This is a genomic window from Mesorhizobium sp. WSM4884 (assembly GCF_029625675.1).
Classification (GTDB): Bacteria; Pseudomonadota; Alphaproteobacteria; order Rhizobiales; family Rhizobiaceae; genus Mesorhizobium.
This window is the reverse complement of sequence record NZ_JARTVO010000008.1, coordinates 270,655-292,096: the sequence shown is the minus strand read 5'-3', so window position 1 is coordinate 292,096 and position 21,442 is coordinate 270,655. Positions and strand designations below refer to the sequence as shown.

At 65.6% G+C, this 21,442-nt stretch carries 22 protein-coding genes; 14 read left to right on the top strand and 8 right to left on the bottom strand.

The genetic code is table 11. The features are described from left to right. Window positions 1-4: 4 nt before the first annotated feature. The 4 genes from P9236_RS15840 (at window position 5) to P9236_RS15825 (ending at window position 4,385) form a co-directional block, all read left to right on the top strand. Entirely contained in the window at window positions 5-274 is a 270-nt protein-coding gene (locus P9236_RS15840; protein ID WP_278075562.1) for a sarcosine oxidase subunit delta, read from the top strand. Then, complete coding sequence (locus tag P9236_RS15835; protein ID WP_278075561.1) at window positions 271-3,153, top strand: sarcosine oxidase subunit alpha family protein; 2,883 nt, start codon at window positions 271-273, stop codon at window positions 3,151-3,153. The genes P9236_RS15840 and P9236_RS15835 overlap by 4 nt, the downstream gene beginning before the upstream one ends. Next, window positions 3,146-3,670 carry a hypothetical protein gene (locus tag P9236_RS15830; RefSeq protein WP_278075560.1) on the top strand — a complete coding sequence of 175 codons (525 nt, stop codon included), beginning with the start codon at window positions 3,146-3,148 and terminating at the stop codon, window positions 3,668-3,670. The genes P9236_RS15835 and P9236_RS15830 overlap by 8 nt, the downstream gene beginning before the upstream one ends. Window positions 3,671-3,749: 79 nt before the next feature. Further along, complete coding sequence (locus P9236_RS15825) at window positions 3,750-4,385, top strand: TetR/AcrR family transcriptional regulator (protein WP_278075595.1); 636 nt, start codon at window positions 3,750-3,752, stop codon at window positions 4,383-4,385. Window positions 4,386-4,492: 107 nt separating this feature from the next. Here the strand turns inward: P9236_RS15825 and P9236_RS15820 are convergent, their stop codons facing one another. From P9236_RS15820 to P9236_RS15785, 8 genes are all read right to left on the bottom strand, one after another. Continuing rightward, window positions 4,493-5,560: an ABC transporter ATP-binding protein gene (locus P9236_RS15820; RefSeq protein ID WP_278075559.1), complete on the bottom strand. Its 1,068-nt coding sequence runs from the start codon at window positions 5,558-5,560 to the stop codon at window positions 4,493-4,495. Then, window positions 5,557-6,357: an ABC transporter permease gene (locus P9236_RS15815; protein WP_278075558.1), complete on the bottom strand. Its 801-nt coding sequence runs from the start codon at window positions 6,355-6,357 to the stop codon at window positions 5,557-5,559. Before P9236_RS15815 ends, P9236_RS15820 begins: the two co-directional genes overlap by 4 nt. A gap of 1 nt (window position 6,358) precedes the next feature. After that, a complete protein-coding gene (locus P9236_RS15810) occupies window positions 6,359-7,219 on the bottom strand; it encodes an ABC transporter permease (RefSeq protein ID WP_278075557.1) in 861 nt (286 codons plus the stop codon). A 54-nt stretch (window positions 7,220-7,273) separates the two neighbouring features. Continuing rightward, the gene (locus tag P9236_RS15805; protein ID WP_278075556.1) at window positions 7,274-8,278 is read right to left on the bottom strand and encodes an ABC transporter substrate-binding protein; all 1,005 of its coding nucleotides are present in this window, start codon (window positions 8,276-8,278) and stop codon (window positions 7,274-7,276) included. Between the two features lie 66 nt (window positions 8,279-8,344). Beyond that, window positions 8,345-9,817 carry an aldehyde dehydrogenase gene (locus P9236_RS15800; RefSeq protein ID WP_278075555.1) on the bottom strand — a complete coding sequence of 491 codons (1,473 nt, stop codon included), beginning with the start codon at window positions 9,815-9,817 and terminating at the stop codon, window positions 8,345-8,347. 22 nt (window positions 9,818-9,839) lie between these two features. Continuing rightward, window positions 9,840-10,877 carry an LLM class flavin-dependent oxidoreductase gene (locus P9236_RS15795; protein WP_278075554.1) on the bottom strand — a complete coding sequence of 346 codons (1,038 nt, stop codon included), beginning with the start codon at window positions 10,875-10,877 and terminating at the stop codon, window positions 9,840-9,842. Next, window positions 10,874-12,673 carry an alpha/beta fold hydrolase gene (locus P9236_RS15790; protein ID WP_278075553.1) on the bottom strand — a complete coding sequence of 600 codons (1,800 nt, stop codon included), beginning with the start codon at window positions 12,671-12,673 and terminating at the stop codon, window positions 10,874-10,876. Before P9236_RS15790 ends, P9236_RS15795 begins: the two co-directional genes overlap by 4 nt. After that, a complete protein-coding gene (locus tag P9236_RS15785) occupies window positions 12,666-13,253 on the bottom strand; it encodes an amino acid synthesis family protein (protein WP_278075552.1) in 588 nt (195 codons plus the stop codon). Before P9236_RS15785 ends, P9236_RS15790 begins: the two co-directional genes overlap by 8 nt. 138 nt (window positions 13,254-13,391) lie before the next feature. On the opposite strand from P9236_RS15785, the gene P9236_RS15780 reads away from it, so the two are divergent. The 10 genes from P9236_RS15780 (at window position 13,392) to P9236_RS15735 (ending at window position 21,441) form a co-directional block, all read left to right on the top strand. Further along, a complete protein-coding gene (locus P9236_RS15780; protein WP_278075551.1) occupies window positions 13,392-14,069 on the top strand; it encodes a GntR family transcriptional regulator in 678 nt (225 codons plus the stop codon). Between the two features lie 340 nt (window positions 14,070-14,409). Beyond that, complete coding sequence (locus P9236_RS15775) at window positions 14,410-15,486, top strand: hydrogenase small subunit (protein WP_278075550.1); 1,077 nt, start codon at window positions 14,410-14,412, stop codon at window positions 15,484-15,486. Beyond that, window positions 15,486-17,282, top strand: coding sequence for a nickel-dependent hydrogenase large subunit (locus P9236_RS15770; RefSeq protein WP_278075549.1), 1,797 nt, complete (start codon window positions 15,486-15,488; stop codon window positions 17,280-17,282). Before P9236_RS15775 ends, P9236_RS15770 begins: the two co-directional genes overlap by 1 nt. Window positions 17,283-17,294: 12 nt before the next feature. Next, window positions 17,295-17,873 (top strand): HupE/UreJ family protein, encoded by a 579-nt coding sequence (locus tag P9236_RS15765; protein ID WP_278075548.1) that lies wholly within the window; start codon window positions 17,295-17,297, stop codon window positions 17,871-17,873. A gap of 10 nt (window positions 17,874-17,883) precedes the next feature. Then, the gene (cybH, locus tag P9236_RS15760; RefSeq protein ID WP_278075547.1) at window positions 17,884-18,588 is read left to right on the top strand and encodes a Ni/Fe-hydrogenase, b-type cytochrome subunit; all 705 of its coding nucleotides are present in this window, start codon (window positions 17,884-17,886) and stop codon (window positions 18,586-18,588) included. Between the two features lie 299 nt (window positions 18,589-18,887). Further along, a complete protein-coding gene (locus tag P9236_RS15755; protein WP_278075546.1) occupies window positions 18,888-19,577 on the top strand; it encodes a HyaD/HybD family hydrogenase maturation endopeptidase in 690 nt (229 codons plus the stop codon). Further along, complete coding sequence (locus P9236_RS15750) at window positions 19,577-19,903, top strand: HypC/HybG/HupF family hydrogenase formation chaperone (RefSeq protein ID WP_278075545.1); 327 nt, start codon at window positions 19,577-19,579, stop codon at window positions 19,901-19,903. Before P9236_RS15755 ends, P9236_RS15750 begins: the two co-directional genes overlap by 1 nt. Window positions 19,904-19,907: 4 nt before the next feature. Continuing rightward, window positions 19,908-20,351, top strand: a complete 444-nt coding sequence (locus tag P9236_RS15745) for a hydrogenase-1 expression HyaE (RefSeq protein WP_278075544.1) — start codon at window positions 19,908-19,910, stop codon at window positions 20,349-20,351. A 23-nt stretch (window positions 20,352-20,374) separates the two neighbouring features. Further along, window positions 20,375-21,220 carry a hydrogenase expression/formation protein gene (locus P9236_RS15740; RefSeq protein WP_278075543.1) on the top strand — a complete coding sequence of 282 codons (846 nt, stop codon included), beginning with the start codon at window positions 20,375-20,377 and terminating at the stop codon, window positions 21,218-21,220. Then, window positions 21,217-21,441 carry a rubredoxin gene (locus P9236_RS15735; protein ID WP_278075542.1) on the top strand — a complete coding sequence of 75 codons (225 nt, stop codon included), beginning with the start codon at window positions 21,217-21,219 and terminating at the stop codon, window positions 21,439-21,441. Before P9236_RS15740 ends, P9236_RS15735 begins: the two co-directional genes overlap by 4 nt. The last annotated feature ends 1 nt before the right edge of the window (window position 21,442 follow it).

The following is a 21,442-nucleotide window of genomic DNA, read 5'->3' as shown; positions in this document are numbered from 1 at the left end:
AAAGATGCAGCTCTTTCCCTGCCCGTTCTGCGGGCCGCGCGAAGAAAGCGAATTTCACTATGGCGGTGAGGCCGGCAATCTCAGGCCCGATGGCGGCGACGTGACGGCCGAGCGCTGGGCCGGCTATCTCCATATGCGCGACAACCCGAAGGGACCGACCCGCGAGATCTGGATGCACCTGACCTGCGGCGAGTTCTTCGCGATGACCCGTGACAGCGTCAATCATCAGGTGTCGGGTTCCGTCCTGCTCGGCGAAACGGAGCACGGCGCATGAGCGCTTCGCGTCTCGCCAAGGGCGGCAGCGACATCGATCGCACCCGCCCGCTGACCTTCACCTTCGACGGCAGGCGCGTCGAGGGCTTCGCCGGCGATACCATCGCCTCTGCCTTGCTCGCCAGCGGCCAGGCTGTTGTCGGCCGCAGCTTCAAATATCACCGGCCGCGCGGCATCTGGGGCGCCGGTGTGGAGGAGCCCAACGCACTGGTCGATTTGGAGAGCGCCGACGGCCGCGTGCCGAATGCGCGGGCTACGACCGTGCCGGCGACGGACGGCATTGTCGTCAGGAGCGTCAACGCGTCGCCGACGGCCTTGGCCGACCGTAACGCGGTGCTGGACCGCTTTGCCCGTTTCCTGCCCGCAGCCTTCTACTACAAGACCTTCATCTGGCCGGACTGGCACCTGTTCGAGCCGCGCATCCGCGCCATGGCCGGACTTGGTGTCGTCGATCGCGACTGGAAGCCGCGCCAGGTCGCGGACCAGATCAACCATCATTGCGACGTCCTGGTCGTCGGCGCCGGACCAGCCGGCCTCGTCGCGGCGGCCGGCGCGGCGGCGGCCGGGCACTCAGTCGTCCTGGTCGACGACAGGACGCATCCCGGCGGATCGCTGCGCCATCGCGCCGGCGAGGTCGATGGCGTCGAGGGGACGGCGTGGGCCGAGGCAACGGTGGCCAGGCTGAAGAGCGGCGGTCAGATCGTGCTCATGGAAACGACCGCCTTCGGCCTCTACGATCACAATCTGGTCGCGCTCGACCAGCGGCACCGCGACAGCCGGCCGGACACGCTGTGGCGCGTGCGACCGCGCCGCATCGTGCTGGCGACGGGCGCGATCGAACGGCCGGTTCCGTTCGCCGACAATGACCTTCCGGGCATACTCTCCGCCGATGCCGCACTTGCCTATCTGCGCCGGCATGGCGTGCTTGTGGGTCGGCAAATCGTCGTCGCGACCAACAACGACAGCGTCTACGAGCCGGCCTCGGCGTTTGCCGCGGCCGGCGCCTCGGTGACGGTGGTCGATTGCCGGCGCGACGGCGGCGCTCAAGCGAAGACCGGTGTCCGCGTCCTGGCGGGGCGCAGGGTCGCGGCGGCGCGCGGCCACAATGCCGTCCAGGGGGTGCTGCTCGACGACGGCACGGCGCTCGCGGCCGATAGCGTGCTCGTTTCCGGCGGCTGGACACCCACCGTGCATCTGTTCTCGCAGGCCAAAGGCAAGCTCATCTGGAGCGACGACCTCGCGGCTTTCGTCCCCGGAGAGGCCGTCGACGGGATCGGCGTGGCCGGGGCCGTGGCTGGCACGATCTCACTTTCGGAAACCTTGGCCAGCGGCGCTGCGGCCCTCGGTCCGCTCGGTGCAGCGTCGTCGCCAGCGCCCCGCAGCACGGGAGCGGACGCAACGCTGGGTGTTGTCGGCATGTGGCCGAAACCCAAGGCCAAGGGCCGCGTGTGGATCGACTACCAGAGCGACGTCACCGCCAAGGACGTCGAGCTCGCGGCGCGGGAGAACTTCGTCTCCGTCGAGCATCTGAAGCGCTACACAACGCTCGGCATGGCGACCGACCAGGGCAAGACGTCGAACCTGAACGGCCTGGCGCTGCTGGCCGAGGTTACCGGCCGCGCGATCCCCGAGGTTGGCACCACGACCTACCGGCCGCCATTCACGCCTGTGCCGTTCGCCAGCCTGGCCGGAGCGTGCCGGGGCAGCATGCATGCCCCAATCCGCCGCCTGCCGCTGGAGGCGAACCATCGCGCCGCAGGTGGAGTCTTCCAGGAATATGGCGGCTGGCTGAGGCCGGCTCACTACGGAAGCGGAGACGCTGGCGCCGCGATCCAGGAGGAAGCGCGGCGCGCACGGCAATCGGTCGCGCTCTTCGACGGCTCGACGCTCGGCAAGATCGAAGTCATCGGCCCGCGCGCGGCGGAATTCGTCGACTTCATCTACTACAACACCATGTCGACGCTGAAGCCTGGCCATTGCCGCTACGGCTTCATGCTGTCGGAAAACGGCGTCGTCTTTGACGACGGCGTGCTTGTTCGTCTCGACGAGCATCGCTTCATCGTCTCCTGCTCGTCGTCGCATGTCGCCGCCGTCCATGCCCGGCTGGAAGAGTGGCGGCAGGATCGTTTCGGCCGCGATGCTGTCTACATCCACAACGCCACCGCTCAATACGCCACCTTGACCGTTTCGGGTCCGAACGCGCGCGGGTTGGTGGAAGCGCTCGATCTGGATGCGGCGCTGGACGATGCCAGCCTGCCGCACATGGCAGTCGCCGTCGGCCGCTTTGCCGGCGACGAGGTGCGCATAACCCGGGTCTCCTTCACCGGCGACCGAAGCTACGAAATCTCCATCCGCGCCGATTGGGCCGAGGCGCTGTGGGAGCGCATGCGGCAAGAGGGACGCGCGTTCGACGCTGTTCTGCTCGGGCTCGAATCCCTGATGATCCTGCGCGCCGAGAAGGGGTACATCGTCATCGGCAAGGACACCGACGGCAACATCATGCCGCACGATCTGGGTGTGGCCGGGCCGCGCGCCAAACGTACAGGTGAATTCGTCGGCCGGCGCTCGCTTTTCACCGAAGCGGCGAACCGCTCCGATCGCAACCAACTCGTCGGTCTCGCGGTCCGCGATGGCGAGGCGCCGCTGGCGACCGGCGCGCACGGCGTCGAGAAAAGCGGGGGCCGCTTGAGAAGCATAGGCTTCGTCACCTCCAGCTATCAAAGCCCGACCCTGGGGCGGCCGGTCGCCCTGGCGCTCATCGAACGCGGTGCCGCGCGGCATGGCGAAACGATCGACGTTCAACATCTCGGCGTCGTGCGGCAGGCAACCATTGTCACGCCCTGCGCCTTCGATCCGGAAGGGAAGCGGCTTCATGCGTAACCTCGCCGAAAAATGGCCGGCAGCGCCCGACTGGGCCACTGCGGTGCTGAACAAGGACAGCCTCGGCGTGCGAACGCTCAGCGGGCTGAGCCAACTCCTGGTCAGCGGCAACCTTTCGGCCTGGTCGAAGGCTTCGGACCTCGTGGGCGAGGGCGTCGGAGCCGGCGCGGTTGCCGGCGGCGGCAAATACATGGTGCGGATCGCCCGCGATCGCGTCCTCGCCGTCGGCGAAAGGCCATTTCCCATCGCGGCCGGCTGGCATGAGGGCGGCTTCGCGGTTTCGATCATGGATGCCGGACTGCATGTGTTTGAGATCGAAGGACCGGGTCTGGCTGGTCTGGTCGCCAGGGCCACGACACTCGATCCGCAGCAGGCGAGCCGTTCGGCTTCGGTGCTTTTTGCCGGCGTCAATGTCTTGTTCTACCGGTTCGGCCATGCTGACCGGGCCCGGCTCCACGTCGATCGCGGCTTCGCGCCTTACCTGTGGGAATGGCTCGAACAATCATCGGGATTGTAGGGCTTGGGTTTCAGGTCTATCTAGCCGGCGGTTAAATTTTGGTCAGGCCGCGATGCTCTCTGATTCCAGTGCTGAAGCCATGGCGCGGCGGCCCGGTCTGGCCGGCAACACCAAGGTGACGCGCGAGGACTGGATGAAGCTCGCGTTGGAGACGCTGATCTCCGAGGGTGTTGAGGCGGTGCGCGTGCTGGCGCTCGGCCAGAAGCTGAATGTCTCCCGCTCCAGCTTCTACTGGTATTTCAAGAGCCGCCAGGATCTGCTGGATCAGCTTCTCGACCATTGGCGCAACAACAACACCCGCTTCATCGTGGAGCAGGCCGGCCGGCCCGCCGCGTCGATAACGCAGGCCGTGCTCAACGTCTTCGAGTGCTGGCTGGATGAAACGCTGTTCAATCCGCGATTGGATTTCGCCGTGCGCGCCTGGTCGCGCCAATCCGCCGAAGTGCACCGGATCGTGACCGAAGAGGACGATGCGCGCGTCGACGCCATCTGGGCGATGTTTTCGCGGCACGGTTACGCGGACACGGAAGCCTTCGTGCGGGCCCGCGTGCTATACTTCACGCAGATCGGCTATTACTCGCTCGAGATCGTCGAACCGGTTAGCAACCGTCTCTTCCTGACGCCAGCCTACCTGCTGACGCACACCGGCAAGGAACCTCGCGAGGGAGAGGTGGAGGCCTTCGCCGAAAAGATGTTGGCGCGAAGCCGCCATTGAGCAAGGCGCGCTCGGCGCCCACCGCCTTCGACGGTGGTTCGATGTTCCGCTGACCGCGCTCGCCATTGCTCGCCGCCGCAGAAGCTTGCTGGTGCAAGCGACGGCCGTCAGTCCGGAAACAGGAAAGCAGCCGCCGGATCGAAGGAAATCCGAGTGCTCGATAGGGCGCCAGGTGACTCCGCCGCATCAGGTCTCACATCAAGCTCTTGGCCGGATGCCGTGCGCGCCACGACGCGCCGGCGGTCGCCAAAGAAGGCCGCGTCCACGATCTCCACCGCGAGTGACGCGTTTCCCGGTACAGACGTCAGGCGGAAGGCTTCCGGCCGCACCATCAGCCTGGCCTTCTGGCCGCGGTCGAGCTTGTGGGTTGCCTTAACACCCTTGACGATCGAGCCGTCGGCGAGCCGCACCACGGCTGCGCCGTTTTCGGTTTCCAGATGCTCGACGGCCAAGAAATTGGAGTTGCCGATGAAGCCGGCGACGAACTCGTTCGCGGGCCTCAGATAGAGGTCCTCGCCGGTGCCGATCTGCGCGATGCGTCCGCTCCTGAACAGGGCGATCCGGTCGGAAAGATGCAGGGCCTCCTCCTGGTCGTGCGTGACATAGAGGATTGTCACCCCCGTCTCACGGTGAATGCGGCGGATCTCGGCCTGGATTTCCTGGCGCAGCTTCTTGTCCAGCGCCGACAGCGGCTCGTCCATCAGAAGGATCGGCGGATCGTAGGCGAGCGCGCGGGCAAGCGCCACGCGCTGCTGCTGGCCCCCCGACAGCGCCCCCGGATAGCGGTCGGCGAAACTGTCGAGGCGCACCAGCGCCAGCATATCGGCGACCTTGCGCTTCACCTCGCTGTCCGGCCTGCGGCGCACGCGCAGCGGAAATGCCACGTTCTCGGCAACGCTGAGGTGCGGGAACAGCGTGTAGCGCTGGAAGACCATGCCGATGTTGCGCTTGTGGGAAGGCACGGCAAGCAGGGACTTGTCTTCGAGCAGCACGTCGCCCGACGTTGGGTCCTGGAAGCCTGCGATCGCATAGAGCGTCGTCGACTTGCCGGAGCCGGACGGTCCGAGGAACGTCAGGAATTCGCCCTTGGGCACATCGATGGTGACGTCGTGGACGGCGACGAAGCCGCCGAACGTCTTTCTCACCGCGCGAATAGATAGAAATGGCCGGGTCATCTGGACAGTTTTCTGCGAAGGAGTGCGGTCACGATCATCAGGCACAGCGTCAGGCCTACGAGCAGGCTGGAGGCGGCGGCAACCACCGGGCTCAAGTCGGCGCGCAGGCTGCCCCAGATCTTGACCGGCAAAGTCTGCAAGGTCGGGCTCGCCATGAAGATCGCCACCACCACCTCGTCCCAGGAGGCGAGGAAGGAAAAGATCGCGGCAGAGAAGATGCCGATGCGGATCGAGGGCAGCGTGATCCTGAGCCTCGCCTGCAGCGGGCTGGCACCGCAGACGATCGCCGCGTCCTCGATGGATTTGTCGAAGCCCTCGAGCGCGGTGGCGATCGGAATTATGGCGAAGGGCAGCGCCAGTATGGTGTGGGCGATGACAAAGCCGACCGTGGTGCCGGCAAGGCCGAGGCGCAGGAAGAGGGCGTAGGCGGCGATGGCGAAAACGACGACCGGCAGCACCATCGGCGTGAGCAGCAGCCCGCGCAGCAACTGGCGTCCGGGAAACTCGCCCCTGACTAGACTGAAGGATGCAAGCAAGCCGATCAGCACCGAGAGAATGGCGGCCATCGCGGCGATGCGCGCGCTGGTCGAAGCCGCGTCGATCCAGGTCGGATCGGCGAGCAGTTCCTGATACCATTTCAGCGTCCAGCCGGGCGGCGGAAAGGCCAGCCAGCGTGATGAGCCGAACGACAAGAGGACGATGAAGACCACCGGCAGCAGCAGGAAAGCGGCGACCAGCGCCGTGAAGCCGCCAAGTGCTGCGCGCAGCCACCCGAGTCGGTCGTAGTCGAGCAGCATCTCAAAGCCCTCCGGCCAGGCGCCTGGCGCCGACCAGGCGCAGCTGGATTGCGTAGAGCGCCATGGTGACGACAAGCAGCACGAAGGCGGCGGCACTTCCCAGTCCCCAGTTGAGCAGGGACTGCACCGTCTGGGCGATCATTTCGGCCAGCATCATGTTCGACGTGCCGCCGAGCAGCGCCGGCGTCACGAAATAGCCGAGCGACATGACAAAGACCACCAACCCGCCGGCAGCGATGCCGGGCAGCGACAGCGGCAGCAGGATGCGGCGGAACGCCTGGGCCGGGCTTGCGCCGCAAAGGGCTGCGGCGCGCAGCGTCATCGGGTCGATCGCGCGCAGCGTGCCGACCAGCGGCAGGATCATGAACGGCAGCATGATGTAGACCATGCCGATGGTGACGCCCGTCAGGTTGTTGATGAGCGGCAGCGGCTCATGGATGATGCCGAGCCCCATCAGCGCTCGGTTGATGACGCCGGTGCGCTGCAGCAGCACCATCCAGGCATAGGTGCGGGTGAGAAGGTTGGTCCACATCGACAGGATGATGATGCCGAAGACGATCGAGCCGAGCGCCGGCGGCATGATCGCCAGCATCCAGGCAACCGGAAAAGCAACGACGATGGTCACGACGGTGACGACGGCGGCGACCAGGAAAGTGTTGAGGAACACCCGTACATAGGTGCCGCTGCCGAACAGCGCGGCGTAGTTCTGCAGGCCGGGCTCGGGATCGGTGACGCTGCGCAGCAAGAGCGTGACCACCGGCACGATGAAGAACAGGCCGACCAGCGCGAGCGCCGGCACGGCACCGCCGCTGCCGGCCGGCAGGCGGGCAAAGGACTGGCGTCTGAAAGCATTCGCCGTCATGGGACGTCCCCTTTCAAGCGGGGCGCGCTGCCGCGCCCCGCTCCTGTCGTTGGGCTACTTGGTCTGCCAGGCGTACCAGCGCGTCGCGATCTCGTCGCGATGCTCGGCCCAGTAGTTCATGTCGAGATTGATCTGGCCGTCGACATGGGCGTCGGGCAGGCCCTTGACCACGTCCGCGGCCATCTCGGCCTTGGCCTTGGTATTGATCGGCGCGTAGCCGCTGGCCTCGGCGAACTTCGCCTGGCCAGTCGGGCTGGCGGCGGCGGCGAGGAACTTCATGGCGCTGTCCTTGTTCTTGGCGCCCTTCGGCACGACGAGAACGTCGGCGGCGGTGAGGTTCTGGTTCCAGGAGACGCCGACATCGGCGCCGTCCTTTTCCAGGGCGAAGACACGTCCGTTCCAGAGCTGGCCGAAAGCGGCCTCGCCTGAAGCGATCAGCTGTTGCGATTCCGCGCCGCCGCCCCACCAGACGATGTCCGACTTGATGGTGTCGAGCTTCTTGAAGGCGCGATCGAGGTCGAGCGGATAGAGCTTGTCGGCCGGCACGCCGTCGGCGAGCAGCGCGATCTCGATCACGCCGGGCGCCGACCATTTGTAGAAGGTTCGTTTGCCGGGAAACTTCTTGGTGTCGAACATGTCGGCCCAGCTCGTCGGTTCGCCCGAAACCGTGCCCTTGTTCCAGGCGAGCACGAAGGAATAGTAGAAACTGCCGACGGCGTGCTCGTTGCTGAAGCGCGGGTCGAGGTCAGCCTTCGGCACGGCCGCGAAGTCGATCGGTTCGAGCAGTCCGTCCTTGGCCGCCTTGATGGCGAAGTCCATCTCGACGTCGACCACATCCCAGGTGACGTTCTTGGCGTCGACCATCGCCTTAAGCTTGCCGTAGTCGGTCGGGCCATCCTGCAGCACCTTGATGCCGGACGAGGCCGCGAACGGCTCCGCCCAGGACTTGGTCTGCGCTTCCTGCGTGGTGCCGCCCCAACTGGTGAACACGATTTCGTCGGCCTTGGCGGCGGTTGCAGCCAGCAGTCCGGCGAGAACGCCGGCTAGGATCAGTCTCATCTCATTCTCCTCTGATTTTTCTGTTCCGTTTCTTGTTTTTGTCAGTGCACCTTCGCCATGCCGTTTTCAGCGCATGACGAAGGGATCGGGGATCGGGTCGTCCGAGGTCTTGATCCACACGGATTTCGAGCGCGTGTAATCGCGGATCGTGTCCAGCCCACCCTCGCGGCCGAGACCGGACAGGCCGTAGCCGCCGAAGGGCACGAGCGGCGACACGGCGCGGTAGGTGTTGACCCAGACGACGCCGGCATGGATGTCGCGCGCCATGCGGTGCGCCTTGCCGAGATTCGAGGTGAAGACGCCGGAGGCGAGGCCGAAGGGCGTGTCGTTGGCTAAAGCCAGCGCTTCGGCCTCGGTGTCGAAGGCAAGCACGCTGAGCACCGGACCGAACAGTTCCTCGCGCACGCAGGGCAGGCTGACGTTGCCGGCGTCGATGATGGTCGGCGCGTAGTAGAAGCCGTCGCCGATGTCGGGGCGCTTGCCGCCGGTAACCAGCGTCCCGCCGGCAGCGAGGCTTTCGGCCACGACCGTCTCGATCCGGTCGCGCTGGCGCAGCGTGGCTAAAGGCCCCATTTCGGTGGCCGGATCCTGCGGGTCGCCGATGCGGATCGCTTCGGCCTTGCGCTTCAGCCGGCCGAGGAATTCTTGCTTCACCGAACGCTCGATGAGCAGCCGCGATCCGGCGACGCAGCTCTGACCGGTCGCCGCGAAGATGCCGGCGACGACCGCATTGGCGGCGCTGTCGAGATCGGCGTCGGCGAAGACGACCACGGGGCTTTTGCCGCCGAGCTCGAGCGTCGTGTAGGCGAGGTTTTCCGCCGTGTTCCCGACGATGGCGCGCGCCGTCGACGGGCCGCCGGTAAAGGCGACGCGCGAGACCAGCGGATGGCTGGTCAGGCGGCGGCCGCTGTCATGTCCGAAGCCGGTGAGGATGTTGACAGCGCCGGCCGGAAAGCCGGCTTCGCTGACCAACTCGGCGAAGGCGAGCAGCGGGGCGGGGCCGTCCTCGGAGGCCTTCAGCACGACCGTGCAGCCCGCGGCGAGCGCCGGGCCGAGCTTCACGGCCGAGAGGAAGAGCTGGGAGTTCCACGGCACCACCGCGGCAACGACGCCGATCGGCTCGCGGCGGATGGTGACGTCGAGGTCGGCCTTGTCGATCGGCACATGCGCGCCTTCGTGCTTGTCGGCAAGCCCGCCATAGTAGCGGTAGTAGTCGCCGACATAGGCAATCTGGGCGCGCGTCTCGCGGATGATCTTGCCGGTGTCGCGCGTCTCCAACTCGGCAAGGCGCGCTGCGTTGGCGGCGACGAGATCGCCGAGCCTGACCAGCAGCTTTCCACGCGCGGTCGCCGTCATCGACGCCCAAGGCCCCGAGCGCAGCGCGCGGTGCGCGGCCTCGACGGCGCGGTCGACATCGGCTTCGGTCGCCGCCGGCATTTTCGCCCATGGCGCGCCGGTCGACGGGTCGACGCTGTCGAAGGTCGCGGACGGCTCGTCGAAGCGGCCGTCGATGAAGTTCCTGAATGCGGCGTCGGTCATGGCCTTGCCCGTTCGTTCGCGATCAGATGAAGGCCGGCATCACCCGGTCGATGAACAGTTGCAGCGATTTCTTCTTGCGCTCATGCGAAAGGCCGCTGTCGATCCAGATTGAATACTGGTCGTAGCCGAGCGCCTCGTAGGTCTTGAGCCGGGCGATCACCTCGTCCGCCTCGCCGATGACCAGGTTCTTCCGCATCTTGTCCGGCGCGTATTGCGGCATGGCGGCGATCTCGTCCGCGGTGGGCGGCTCCAATATGCCCTGATGCACCGGCTTCTTGTTCTGGAACCAGGCGCCGAACTGGCAATAGAAGCTGGACAGATCCTCACTGAGCCGGTCGGCATCGGCAGCATCGGCGGCGACGAAGGTGTGCATCAGAAGCATGATTTCCGGGCGCGCTATATCCGGATGCGCGGCGCACGCGGCCTCGAAGCGCTGCATCAGGCTTGCGACCTCGTCGTCACCGGAGGCCAGCGGCGTCACCTGCACCTTGCATTTGTCGGCCACGGCAAAGTCGTGCGAGTTCGGGTCGCGCGCCGCCACCCAGATCGGCGGATAGGGTTTCTGCAATGGCTTGGGCGAGGAGGTGGTCGACGGGAACTGCCAGAACTCGCCGGAATGCGCGTAATCGCCGTCCCAGAGGCCGCGAATCGCCGGGATCATCTCACGCATGCGCTGGCCGGCGCCCCAGGCATCGAGCCCGGGAAAGACGCGCTGATATTCGTAGCTGTAGGCGCCGCGTGCGATGCCCACATCCAGCCTGCCGCCGGTGATGATGTCGGTCATCGCCGCCTCGCCGGCAAGCTTGATGGGGTGCCAGAACGGCGCGATGATGGTTCCGGTGCCGAGCCGGATGCGGTCGGTCTTGGCGGCCAGGTAGGCGATGTTGATGAATGGATTGGGCGAGATGGTGAACTCCATCCCGTGGTGCTCGCCGATCCAGGCCGTCTCGAAGTGTGCCTCTTCGGCGAGCAGCACCAGCTCTCCCAGCTCGTCCAGAAGCTCCGAATGCGGCTTGCCGAGATCCGAGCGTTCCATATGCACGAAGAGCGAGAACTTCATCCCTGGTCACCTTCATTGAGCGAAGCGGCATCGGACCGGGCGAGCGGCCGTACCTCGCCTTCGACCTCGTTGCCGACATAGACGCCGAAAGCATCCTCGGTGCATTCGCGCACGTAGCGGGCAAGCATCGAGCGGATGGCCGGATCGGCGATCTTCAACCCGTCGATCGCGTCGATGTCGATCAACCGGATGCCGCGATCGCTCGATGCCGGCGCATCGAACGTGCCGCGATAATAGACATGGGTGCGCGATTGGTCTCCAGCATCGTCCCAGACGGCGTAGAGGAAGCCGAGTTGTGCTTCGATGGCCTTCGCGCCAAGCAGCCCCTTGAGACTTTTGCTGTCGCCTGCCGAGCCCAGTCCGCGCCCTCTCGGCAGCTCGAATGAACCGTCCGCCGTTTCGAGGAACAGGATCCTGCCGCCATTTTCGAGGATGGCGCCGACATCGGTGCCGGGCTGGGCGGCGGCGAGCGCGTCCTGGCTGAGGCCGGGCGTGACATAGGCGCCGCGGCAGTAGCCGAGCGGCTGCGCGGCGTTGTGCTGGAAATCGCGGACGCGGCCGATCAGGATCGAATGGTCGCCCGCCTCGACCAGCCGCTCCATATCGCAGTCGAAGGTTGCGACCGAGCCGTCGATAACCGGACTGCCGGTCTGTCCCGGGCGCCAGTCGACTGAGACGAATTTATCGGCCGCTTTCGAGGCGAAGATGCCGGAAGCCTGCTTCTGGCTCTCGTTCAAGACGTTGATGGCGAAGCTTCTTGAGGTCGCGAAGACCGGATGTCCCAAGGCCTTGTGGGCGATGCAGACGAGCACCAGCGGCGGATCGAGCGACACCGAGGTGAAGGAGTTGGCGGTAAAGCCGCGCGGCTCGCCTTCCGGTCCGATCGTGGTGACGATGGTGACGCCGGTGAGGAAAGAACCCAGCGCGCGGCGGAACTCGCCGCTGTCGAAACCGGCATCCGCCCCGTTGCCTTGCTCGGCGACTTCGCCCTCGGCGAGGAAACCGACGATGTGGCGCGTGGTGAGGTCGGGCGCCGCCACCGCCATCATATGCCTTTCGCCCGCGAGCACGGTGCAGCGGCCATGAAGTGCAAGCCTCGCCATGGCGGCCGACATCGCCGGCGAGGAGTTCTTGTCCTCCGAGCCGGTCATGAACAGGGCGGGCACGGCCAGCGCCGGCAGGTGCTCGGCGTGGTCGCCATCGGCACGGGCGAACAGGCGATAGGTGCGGGCATAGCCTTCGGGGTCGACTTCGCTCAACGCCGCCGCCGTCTTTCCGGCGGCCGCCGCAAGCTCGGCCGGAACCGGATCGCCGAACCAGCGCGCAATCGTTTGTGCGGCACCTACCAGATCGCCGCGGCCGGTAAGCGCCGCCGCGCGTTCGCGAACCGCTTCGGCGAGCTCGGGCGGCCGGCGGAACACGGCGTTGAGCGAAACGATGCGGCTGACGCGTTCCGGCGCGAGCAGAGCGAGTTCCTGGGCGACGAGCGCGCCCATCGAGTGGCCGACGACCGATACGCATTTGAGACCGAGATGATCGAGCAGCCGGATCGCCTGCCTGGCATAGTCGGCCAGCTCCGGCGCCTGCGGCGGCAGCGGCGAGCGGCCATGGCCAAGCATGTCGATGGCGATGACCTCCCAACGATCCGCCATCCGCTCGATCTGCGGCTGCCAGATCGCTGCGTTCATGCCTACGCCGTGAATGAAGAGCACCGGTGCGCCCGATCCGGCTCGGATGAAGCCGGTGCCGTCGGGCGCGGTGGCCCGGGCCCATCCAGGTGTTACGGTGTCAGCCATGCAGGTCCCCGAGCTCCTTGAGGTCCTGATAACGGTCACCGATGCGGTGATGCGGGCGGCCACCGATGGAAGCGCCGAGCGCCACGACCAGCTCGTCCGGCGCGGGCGCGTCGCCGATCTGGAAATGCACGGTCAGATAGTGCGAGCGCCGGCCTTCGTCATTCTTGTCCATCAGCGGGATCATGATCGGCGTATTCGGACCGCCACGCAGATTGGTGAAGGCGAGGTAGGTCTTAGCGCCGACGGCGCGGCGATAGTGGTTGCCGAAATGCAGCGTGTGGATCAGCGCCGAGGCGTGCTCGATCTCGCCCGACGTGCCGCACATGGCGGCCTTGCCGTAGCCTTCGATCGCCTCGGCCGAACCGGCGGCGGCAATGATCTCGCGGGTAAGCATCTCGCCGAGCACCGGCGCAAAGACGCGGATCTCGGGCGAAAGATCCTCGGTGAAGCCGCGACCCGCCCAGGGGTTGGCCAGCACGGCGGCGACGCCGATCAGGCGCAGCGGCCTCGGCGCTGCCTTGCCGCCTTCGATCAGCGTGTTCTCGGTGTAGGTGACGATCTTGCGAACGGCCGGCTGCATGGAAAACCTCTGTCGGGCGGCGCTCGCGAAAACGCGCCATTTCGTGTGCCATCTTATGGTATACCATACTATGGAGCACCAAATACCTTGTCAATCGGCCATGGAATCTGTTTTCGTGGCGAAGCAGGGAGCAGAGACATGCAGGACGACACGCTTCGCATCGATCGCAGCGCCAAGACCTTGAGAACATTGGCGCTTGAGCGCATGCGCGAGGCAATCATGGATTTTCATTTCCAGCCGGGCGAAAGGCTGGTCGAGCGGCCGCTTTGCGACCAGCTCGGCGTCAGCCGTTCGGTTGTGCGCGAGGTCTTGCGGCAATTGGAGGCTGAAGGCCTAGTGCAGATGATCCCCGGACACGGGCCGGCGGTGGCCAAGCCGGATCTCGGCCGCACCGACGAGATCTATGAGCTCAGGGCCCTGCTCGAAGGGATCGCGGCGCGTGCCTGCGCGCAATCGGCGACCGACGCGCAACTGGCAGAGCTGGAGCATGCCCTCAGCGAGCTCTTCGAAGCCTGGGCCTCGGGTAAGCCGCCGGCGGTGATGCGCGCTACGACGAAGTTCTACGAAGCGCTGTTCGAGGCGGCTGACAAGCGTGTCGCCTGGGAGATAGTCAGCGGGCTGAATGTGCGCATCAACCAGCTGCGTTCGATGACGATCGCCTCAGTGAACCGGCGCGAGCCGGCGATCGCCGAAATGAACGCGATCATGAATGCGATCAGGGCGCGCAAGCCGGAGGAAGCGGAGGCGGCGGCGCGCCGGCACGTCGAATCCGCCTGGAAGATCGCCCGCAACAAACTGCGCCTTGACCTTCTCTGAGCATCCGCAGTGGCCAAAAAGGCGGTTGTGCCCTGCCAGCCCAGGTTCGCTTCAGTCATCGAGATCGCAAGCGTTGCGGAGCGCCGGGGTGGTTCAATCGTCCTGCATACGCGCGTGGTGCGGATCATGATCACCAGCCGAGAAGACCAGCACTGACAGCTTTCCTTGCAATTTGTAAGCCGGCCTGCCAGCGGCATGTGGCGACCCATGCCGATGACGGTCGGTCGTGCAGCCACACACAGTTGTATTCATTAAACTTTTCTGCTTTGGCATCGGACTTGCTTCGTTCCTTTCATGGCGGCGGCGCCGGAGAATGTCGCTGCCCGTGGAGGAGCACCCGATGCAAGAGACCTTCTATGAAGTCATGCGGCGGCAGGGGATTACCCGCCGAAGCTTCCTGAAATTCTGCAGTCTGACGGCGGCGTCGCTTGGCCTTGGCCCGGCCTTCGCGCCGAAGATCGCCTATGCGATGGAATCGAAGCCGCGCATTCCGGTGCTCTGGCTGCACGGGCTCGAATGCACCTGCTGCTCGGAAAGCTTCATCCGCTCGGCTCACCCGCTCGCCAAGGATGTCGTGCTCTCGATGCTATCGCTCGACTACGACGATACGATCATGGCGGCGGCCGGCCACCAGGCCGAGGCGATCGTCACCGAGACGGTCGAACAGTACAAGGGCAACTATATTCTCGCCGTCGAAGGCAATCCGCCCCTCAACGAGGACGGCATGTTCTGCATCATCGGCGGCAAGCCCTTCGTCGATCAGCTCAAATATGCCGCCCAGAACGCCAAGGCGATCATATCCTGGGGGTCCTGCGCCTCATGGGGCTGCGTGCAGGCCGCACGGCCGAACCCGACGCGCGCGACGCCCGTCCACAAGGTTCCCGGCCTTCCCGACAAACCGATCATCAAGGTGCCCGGCTGCCCGCCCATCGCCGAGGTGATGACCGCGGTCATCACCTACATCCTCACCTTCGAGCGCTTCCCCGAACTCGACCGGCAGGGCCGGCCGAAAATGTTCTACAGCCAGCGCATCCATGACAAATGCTACCGGCGGCCGCATTTCGACGCCGGCCAGTTCGTCGAGGCCTTCGACGACGAGGGCGCGCGCAAGGGCTACTGCCTCTACAAGATGGGCTGCAAGGGCCCGACCACCTACAATGCCTGCTCCACCGTGCGCTGGAACGGCGGCCTCTCCTTCCCGATCCAGGCCGGCCACCCCTGCATCGGCTGCTCGGAAGACGGCTTCTGGGACAAGGGCGATTTCTACAGTCGCCTAACCAACATCAACGGCTTCGGCGTCGAGGCCAACGCCGACAGGATCGGGGCGACGGCCGCGACGGTGGTCGGCGCCGCGGCGGCCGCGCATGCGGCGGCGAGCGTCGTCAAGCGGATGCGCGAAAAGGGAGGACAAAGCTGATGGGCATCCAGACACCGAACGGGTTCAATCTCGACACCTCGGGGCAGCGCGTCGTCGTCGATCCGGTGACCCGCATCGAAGGCCACATGCGCTGCGAGGTCAACGTCGACCAGAACAACGTCATCCGCAACGCGGTTTCGACCGGAACCATGTGGCGCGGGCTTGAAGTCATCCTCAAGGGGCGGGACCCGCGCGATGCCTGGGCCTTTACCCAGCGCATCTGCGGCGTATGTACCGGAACGCATGCGCTCACCTCGGTGCGCGCGGTCGAGGATGCGCTCGGCATCACGATCCCCGAAAACGCCAACTCGATTCGCAACATCATGCAGCTTTCGCTGCAGGTTCATGATCACCTCGTGCATTTCTATCACCTGCACGCGCTCGACTGGGTGAACCCCGTCAATGCGCTCAAGGCCGATCCCAAGGCGACGTCGGAGCTGCAGCAGACGGTTTCGCCGAGCCATCCGATGTCGTCGCCCGGCTATTTCCGCGACGTCCAGAACCGGCTGAAGAAATTCGTCGAAAGCGGCCAGCTCGGCCCGTTCAAGAACGGTTACTGGACCAACCCCGCCTACCTGCTGCCACCCGAGGCCGACCTGATGGCGGTCACGCACTATCTCGAAGCGCTCGATTTCCAGAAGGAGATCATGACGACGCGGACGATCTTCGGCGGCAAGGACATCCATCCGAACTGGCTGGTCGGCGGCGTGCCATGCGCGATCAACATCGACGGGGAACTCGCCGCCGGCGCGCCGATCAACATGGAGCGGCTGAACTATGTTCGCAGCGTCATCGACCGTTCGATCGAGTTCGTCGAAAATGTCTACATCCCCGACATCATCGCCATCGGCGGCTTCTACAAGGGCTGGTTGTACGGCGGAGGGCTGTCGGGCAAGAGCGTGCTTGCCTATGGCGACATCCCCGAAAAGGCGAACGACTATTCGGCCTCCAATCTCCTGATGCCGCAGGGCGCGATCATCAACGGCAATCTCAAGGAGGTGCTGCCGGTCGACGTGCGCGATCCCGAGCAGGTCCAGGAATTCGTGCCGCATTCCTGGTACAAATATCCGGACGAGGCCAAGGGCCTTCACCCCTGGGACGGCGTCACCGAGGCGCATTACGAACTCGGGCCGAACGCCAAGGGCACGCGCACCAACATCGTCGAGATCGACGAGAGCGCGAAATATTCCTGGATCAAGGCACCGCGCTGGCGAGGCAATGCCATGGAGGTCGGGCCGCTCGCCCGCTACGTCGTCGGCTATGTGCAGGGCCGCGAGGACATCAAGGAGCAGGTCGATTCGACGCTGCGGGCGCTCAACGTCCCCCTCGAGGCGCTGTTCTCGACGCTCGGCCGCACCGCGGCGCGCGCGCTCGAAGCGCAATGGGCCGCGCGCAAGCAGGCCTATTTCCTCGACAAGCTGGTCGCCAACATCAAGGCGGGCGACAGCGCGACGGCGAGCACCGACAAATGGGATCCGAAGACCTGGCCCTCCGAGGTCAAGGGTGTCGGCTTCACCGAGGCGCCCCGCGGGGCGCTCGGCCATTGGGTGCGCATCAAGGACGGCCGCATCGAGAACTACCAGTGCGTCGTGCCGACCACCTGGAACGGCTCGCCGCGCGATCATCAAGGCAACATAGGCGCGTTCGAGGCCTCGCTCATGGATACGAAGGTGGAGCGGCCGGAGGAGCCGGTCGAGATCCTCAGAACGATCCACAGCTTCGACCCCTGCCTGGCCTGCTCGACCCATGTCATGGGTCCGCACGGCCAGGAATTGGCCAACGTCAAGGTGCGCTAGGGAGGAATTGAGATGAGACGCACGGTTCTGACACTTGCTTCCGCCGCCGGTTCGCTCGCGGCTCTCGCCGACCCAGCGTTCGCCCATGTCGGCGCCGCCCATGCCGACGGCTTCGCCGCCGGCTTGGCGCATCCTTTTCTGGGGATCGACCACCTGATGGCCATGGCCGCGGTCGGCGTCTGGTCGGCGACGGCCGCGCCGTGCCGGCCATGGGCGGCGCCGGCGGCTTTCGTCGGCATGATGATCGCCGGCGCGGCACTCTCCTTCGCCGGCATAGGGCTGCCGGCGGTGGAAGGCATGGTCGCGCTCTCGGTGCTCGCGCTTGGACTGATGATCGTGGCCGGCGCAGGATTGCCCGCCGTCGCCGGCGTCGGCCTTGCAGGCCTCTTCGCCGTTTTCCACGGTCACGCCCATGCGAGCGAAGCGACCGGTGCGGCTCTGGCCTTTGTTGCGGGCTTCACACTTTCGACCGCGGCGCTGCACGGGCTCGGCGTAGGCGTAGGACTGAAGCTTGCCCGGTCGCCCCTGGCGCGTGCAGGCCTCGGCATCCTCGTCGCCGGCTCCGGGGCGGCGCTGGTCTTCGGCGGCTAAGGGGGCGGCCATGAGCGTCAGCCACACACCGCGCAGCGAGGAGGCCGTCTATGTCTATGAGGCGCCGCTGCGCCTCTGGCACTGGGTTAACGCCTTCGCGATCTTTACCCTGGCCGGAACCGGCTATCTGATCGGGTCGCCGCCGCCTGCGGTCGGCGGAGAGGCGAGCGCCAGCTTCCTGTTCGGCTGGATCCGCTATCTGCACTTCTCCGCCGGATACATTCTGCTGGCCGGCTTCGCCTTCCGCGTCTACTGGGCGTTCGTCGGCAGCGAGCATGCCCGCCAGATCTTCCTGCCGCCGGTCCTGAGCGGCCGGTTCTGGCGCGAACTCTGGCACGAGGTGCTCTGGTACGCGATGCTCGTCAAGGAGCCGATGAAATATTCTGGGCACAATCCGCTCGCCACGCTCGCCATGCACATTCTGTTCGTCTGGTTCACGATCTTCATGATCGTGACCGGGTTGGCACTCTATGGCGAAGGCGAGGGCATGGGCTCCTGGCAGTACGGCCTGTTCACGAGCTGGGTCATTCCGCTCTTTGGCCAGAGCCAGGACGTCCACACCTGGCATCATCTCGGCATGTGGGTGATCATCTGCTTCATCATCGTCCATATCTACGCCGCGGTGCGTGAGGACATCATGTCGAGGCAGTCGATCATCTCCTCCATGTTCTCGGGCTGGCGGACCTTCCGAGGCAATGGAGTGCCCAAGGACTGACTCCCACTGACGCTCGTGACCGCGAGCATTTGGGCCGGTGCGGCTGCCGCACCGGCTTTTTTCTGCTGGCTGAAAGGCGGCTTTCCAGTGGCGTGAAATGTCTGCTTTCCGCGGCATCGGGCTTGTCGGTCCAGTGGAAGGCTTCTTTCCACTTTGGCCGCAGAACCGGCTGAAGACCTTTCATCGTCACCCCGCCGCCGGCCGTCAGATCCTTGTTTTTGTTGGGTTGGCCGTGACCCGTGAACTTGGCCCGCTTCTTGCTGCGATCTGGAGGAAACAGGAGGCGGGAGGAAACGCCTGTGGAGGATGCACCCTCGGTGCTGGTGCTCGGCATCGGCAATCTGTTGTGGGCGGACGAGGGCTTCGGTGTCCGCGCCGTGGAGGAATTCGACCGTCTCTACGAGACGCCCGAAAACATGCGCGTGATGGACGGCGGCACACAGGGCATCTATCTCGTGCAGCACATCCGCGAGACCGACATTCTGGTCGTCTTCGACGCGGTCGACTATGACCTGCCCGCCGCCACCATCAAGGTCGTCGAGGGCGACGAGGTTCCAGCATTCCTCGGCGTGAAGAAGGTTTCGCTGCACCAGACCGGCTTCCAGGAGGTGCTGGCGATGGCGGCGATGATGGGCGACTACCCTCGGCGTCTGCTCCTGATCGGCGTGCAGCCGGAGGAGTTGGAGGATTATGGCGGCAGTCTGCGCCCCGCCGTCAGAGACCGCATCGTTCCGGCAATCGGCATCGCCGTCGACTGGCTTGCCCGCCAGGGGGTGGCGGTGAAGCGGCGCGCCGAGCCGCTTGCGGAAGACGAGACGCTGGCGTCGCGCGAGATGCGGATCGGCCTCTACGAGAGCGGAAGGCCGCGGCCGGAGGACGCCTGCCGCATCGGCGATGCGCGCATCCTGCAAGGCGGCGGTTTTTGCGCGCCGGAGAATTACGAGAGCGAGATCGACGAGCTTCTCCAGTCGCGTGGAGGACAGGGCTGATGTGCGTCGGCGTTCCTCTCGAAGTGCTCGAATCGCGTGACGGTTCTGCGCTCTGCAGGGGGCGGTCCGGACTGCGCCGGATCGACATGACGCTTACCGGCGACCAGCCGGCCGGCACGTGGATCATCACCTTCCTCGACGCGGCACGCGAGGTGATCGCGCCCGAGGCCGCGCGCCGGATCGCCGACGCGCTCGAAGCCGCCGAGCGGGCGCTCGCCGGCGAGACCGATCTCGACCATCTCTTTGCCGACCTCGCCGGCCGCGAACCGCAATTGCCCGAGCACCTGCGCGCGGCCCTTCCAACACAAAGCACGAAGGACGCCTGAGCCTATGTTTTCGCCGCTTCTCAGCACAATGATCGAACGCCATGGCATGGCCGTCGTCGACGACATGACGGTGGACGGGTTCGCCGAAAACCACGATTTCACGGTGCTTTTCTTCCCCGGCGACTGGCAGCGGCTCGTCGAGAGCAACGACGTGGCGGTGATCCTGCCGGAGTTGGTCGCAGCCTTCCAGGGCGTGTTCAAGGCGGCGGTCGTCGCCAAGGAGAGCGAGCGCAAGCTGCAGAGCCGCTATCGGTTCAACGCGTTTCCCGCGCTCGTTTTCCTGAGAAACGGCGAATATCTCGGCGTCATCAAGCGTGTGCTCGACTGGGAGGACTATCTCGGCGAGATTTCCTCCATCCTGGCGCGCGAGCCTTCCGCGCCGCCGCCGTTCGAACTGCCGGAGGGCTGCGCAACCGGCAATCATCACGATCACGACCATTTCCACTGAGTCGAGCGGGGGAGAGCTAGAACATGGCGATCACGTCTTTTGGCGGTCTGGGGCCGGGCTCGCAGCCTCTCGAGGAGGACGGCGGCGAGTTGCAGTATATGGAGATGCCGAAGGGCATGCTCACCTTCGCTCGGCCGATCCTGCCGGAAAAGGAAGAGGTCGCCGGGCTGCGAGCGGCGCTCGCCGTCCTCTCGGCGGTGGCCGACAGCCTCGCCGCCTTCTCGCCGGAGCGCCCGAATGCGGTCCATGATCTCGCCGGCCTCGACAAGGCCAACCTCGCGCTGATCGACCAGGCGCTCGGCGAAGGCGAGGTGTCGGTCATCTGCGGCGGCGACGTCCAGGCGCAGGAATCGGTGCTTGCCGGCGTCTGGCGCGTGCGCCGCACAGGTGCCAACGGCCAATTCGAGGGCGATACGATCGAGGTAGGGGCCTTCCCGTCCGCCGTGATGGCACGGGCCTTCGCCGAAAGCCGTGACGCGCTCGCCGCCCCGGCGGCCTACCCTGCGGGGGTCTTCAACGCGCCGCCGCTTATCGCCGAGATCAACGAGCACATCCGCCGCACGGGGCCGGGCATCGAACCGCATGTGATCAACCTGTCGCTCCTGCCGCACACGGAAGAGGACTTTGCCCTCCTCGATGGCCTGCTTGGCCAGGGGCCCGTCGTGGTCCTCTCGCGCGGCTACGGCAACTGCCGCGTTACGACGACCGCGACGCGGGACGTGTGGTGGGTGCGTTTTTACAATTCCACCGAAGCGCTGATCCTCAACACGATCGAAGTGACGGCCCTGCCGGAGGTTGTCAGCGCCGCGCCGGAAGACATTGCCGACAGCCATGACCGGCTGCTCGAGATCCTAGAGGTCTATCGATGACTGCGTCCTTCTTCGATGGCTCCTATGGCGGAGACAACGCCAAGATCGGTTCGGCGACGCGGCTCGAATGCAAGATCTGCTGGCATGTCTACGACCCGGCGGAGGGCGACGACTACTGGCAGATACCACCCGGAACCTCCTTCGCCGAATTGCCTCCGCACTGGAGCTGCCCCAATTGCGACGGCTCCCGGAAAGATTTCATGGTGATAAAGGACGATTGAC

Excerpts from the sequence above, each read along its gene's own strand:
- P9236_RS15840 (WP_278075562.1), top strand. The coding sequence starts at position 5 with ATGCAGCTCTTTCCCTGCCCGTTCTGCGGGCCGCGCGAAGAAAGCGAA.
- P9236_RS15835 (WP_278075561.1), top strand. The coding sequence starts at position 271 with ATGAGCGCTTCGCGTCTCGCCAAGGGCGGCAGCGACATCGATCGCACC.
- P9236_RS15830 (WP_278075560.1), top strand. The coding sequence starts at position 3,146 with ATGCGTAACCTCGCCGAAAAATGGCCGGCAGCGCCCGACTGGGCCACT.
- P9236_RS15825 (WP_278075595.1), top strand. The coding sequence starts at position 3,750 with ATGGCGCGGCGGCCCGGTCTGGCCGGCAACACCAAGGTGACGCGCGAG.
- P9236_RS15820 (WP_278075559.1), bottom strand. The coding sequence starts at position 5,560 with ATGACCCGGCCATTTCTATCTATTCGCGCGGTGAGAAAGACGTTCGGC.
- P9236_RS15815 (WP_278075558.1), bottom strand. The coding sequence starts at position 6,357 with ATGCTGCTCGACTACGACCGACTCGGGTGGCTGCGCGCAGCACTTGGC.
- P9236_RS15810 (WP_278075557.1), bottom strand. The coding sequence starts at position 7,219 with ATGACGGCGAATGCTTTCAGACGCCAGTCCTTTGCCCGCCTGCCGGCC.
- P9236_RS15805 (WP_278075556.1), bottom strand. The coding sequence starts at position 8,278 with ATGAGACTGATCCTAGCCGGCGTTCTCGCCGGACTGCTGGCTGCAACC.
- P9236_RS15800 (WP_278075555.1), bottom strand. The coding sequence starts at position 9,817 with ATGACCGACGCCGCATTCAGGAACTTCATCGACGGCCGCTTCGACGAG.
- P9236_RS15795 (WP_278075554.1), bottom strand. The coding sequence starts at position 10,877 with ATGAAGTTCTCGCTCTTCGTGCATATGGAACGCTCGGATCTCGGCAAG.
- P9236_RS15790 (WP_278075553.1), bottom strand. The coding sequence starts at position 12,673 with ATGGCTGACACCGTAACACCTGGATGGGCCCGGGCCACCGCGCCCGAC.
- P9236_RS15785 (WP_278075552.1), bottom strand. The coding sequence starts at position 13,253 with ATGCAGCCGGCCGTTCGCAAGATCGTCACCTACACCGAGAACACGCTG.
- P9236_RS15780 (WP_278075551.1), top strand. The coding sequence starts at position 13,392 with ATGCAGGACGACACGCTTCGCATCGATCGCAGCGCCAAGACCTTGAGA.
- P9236_RS15775 (WP_278075550.1), top strand. The coding sequence starts at position 14,410 with ATGCAAGAGACCTTCTATGAAGTCATGCGGCGGCAGGGGATTACCCGC.
- P9236_RS15770 (WP_278075549.1), top strand. The coding sequence starts at position 15,486 with ATGGGCATCCAGACACCGAACGGGTTCAATCTCGACACCTCGGGGCAG.
- P9236_RS15765 (WP_278075548.1), top strand. The coding sequence starts at position 17,295 with ATGAGACGCACGGTTCTGACACTTGCTTCCGCCGCCGGTTCGCTCGCG.
- cybH (WP_278075547.1), top strand. The coding sequence starts at position 17,884 with ATGAGCGTCAGCCACACACCGCGCAGCGAGGAGGCCGTCTATGTCTAT.
- P9236_RS15750 (WP_278075545.1), top strand. The coding sequence starts at position 19,577 with ATGTGCGTCGGCGTTCCTCTCGAAGTGCTCGAATCGCGTGACGGTTCT.
- P9236_RS15745 (WP_278075544.1), top strand. The coding sequence starts at position 19,908 with ATGTTTTCGCCGCTTCTCAGCACAATGATCGAACGCCATGGCATGGCC.
- P9236_RS15740 (WP_278075543.1), top strand. The coding sequence starts at position 20,375 with ATGGCGATCACGTCTTTTGGCGGTCTGGGGCCGGGCTCGCAGCCTCTC.
- P9236_RS15735 (WP_278075542.1), top strand. The coding sequence starts at position 21,217 with ATGACTGCGTCCTTCTTCGATGGCTCCTATGGCGGAGACAACGCCAAG.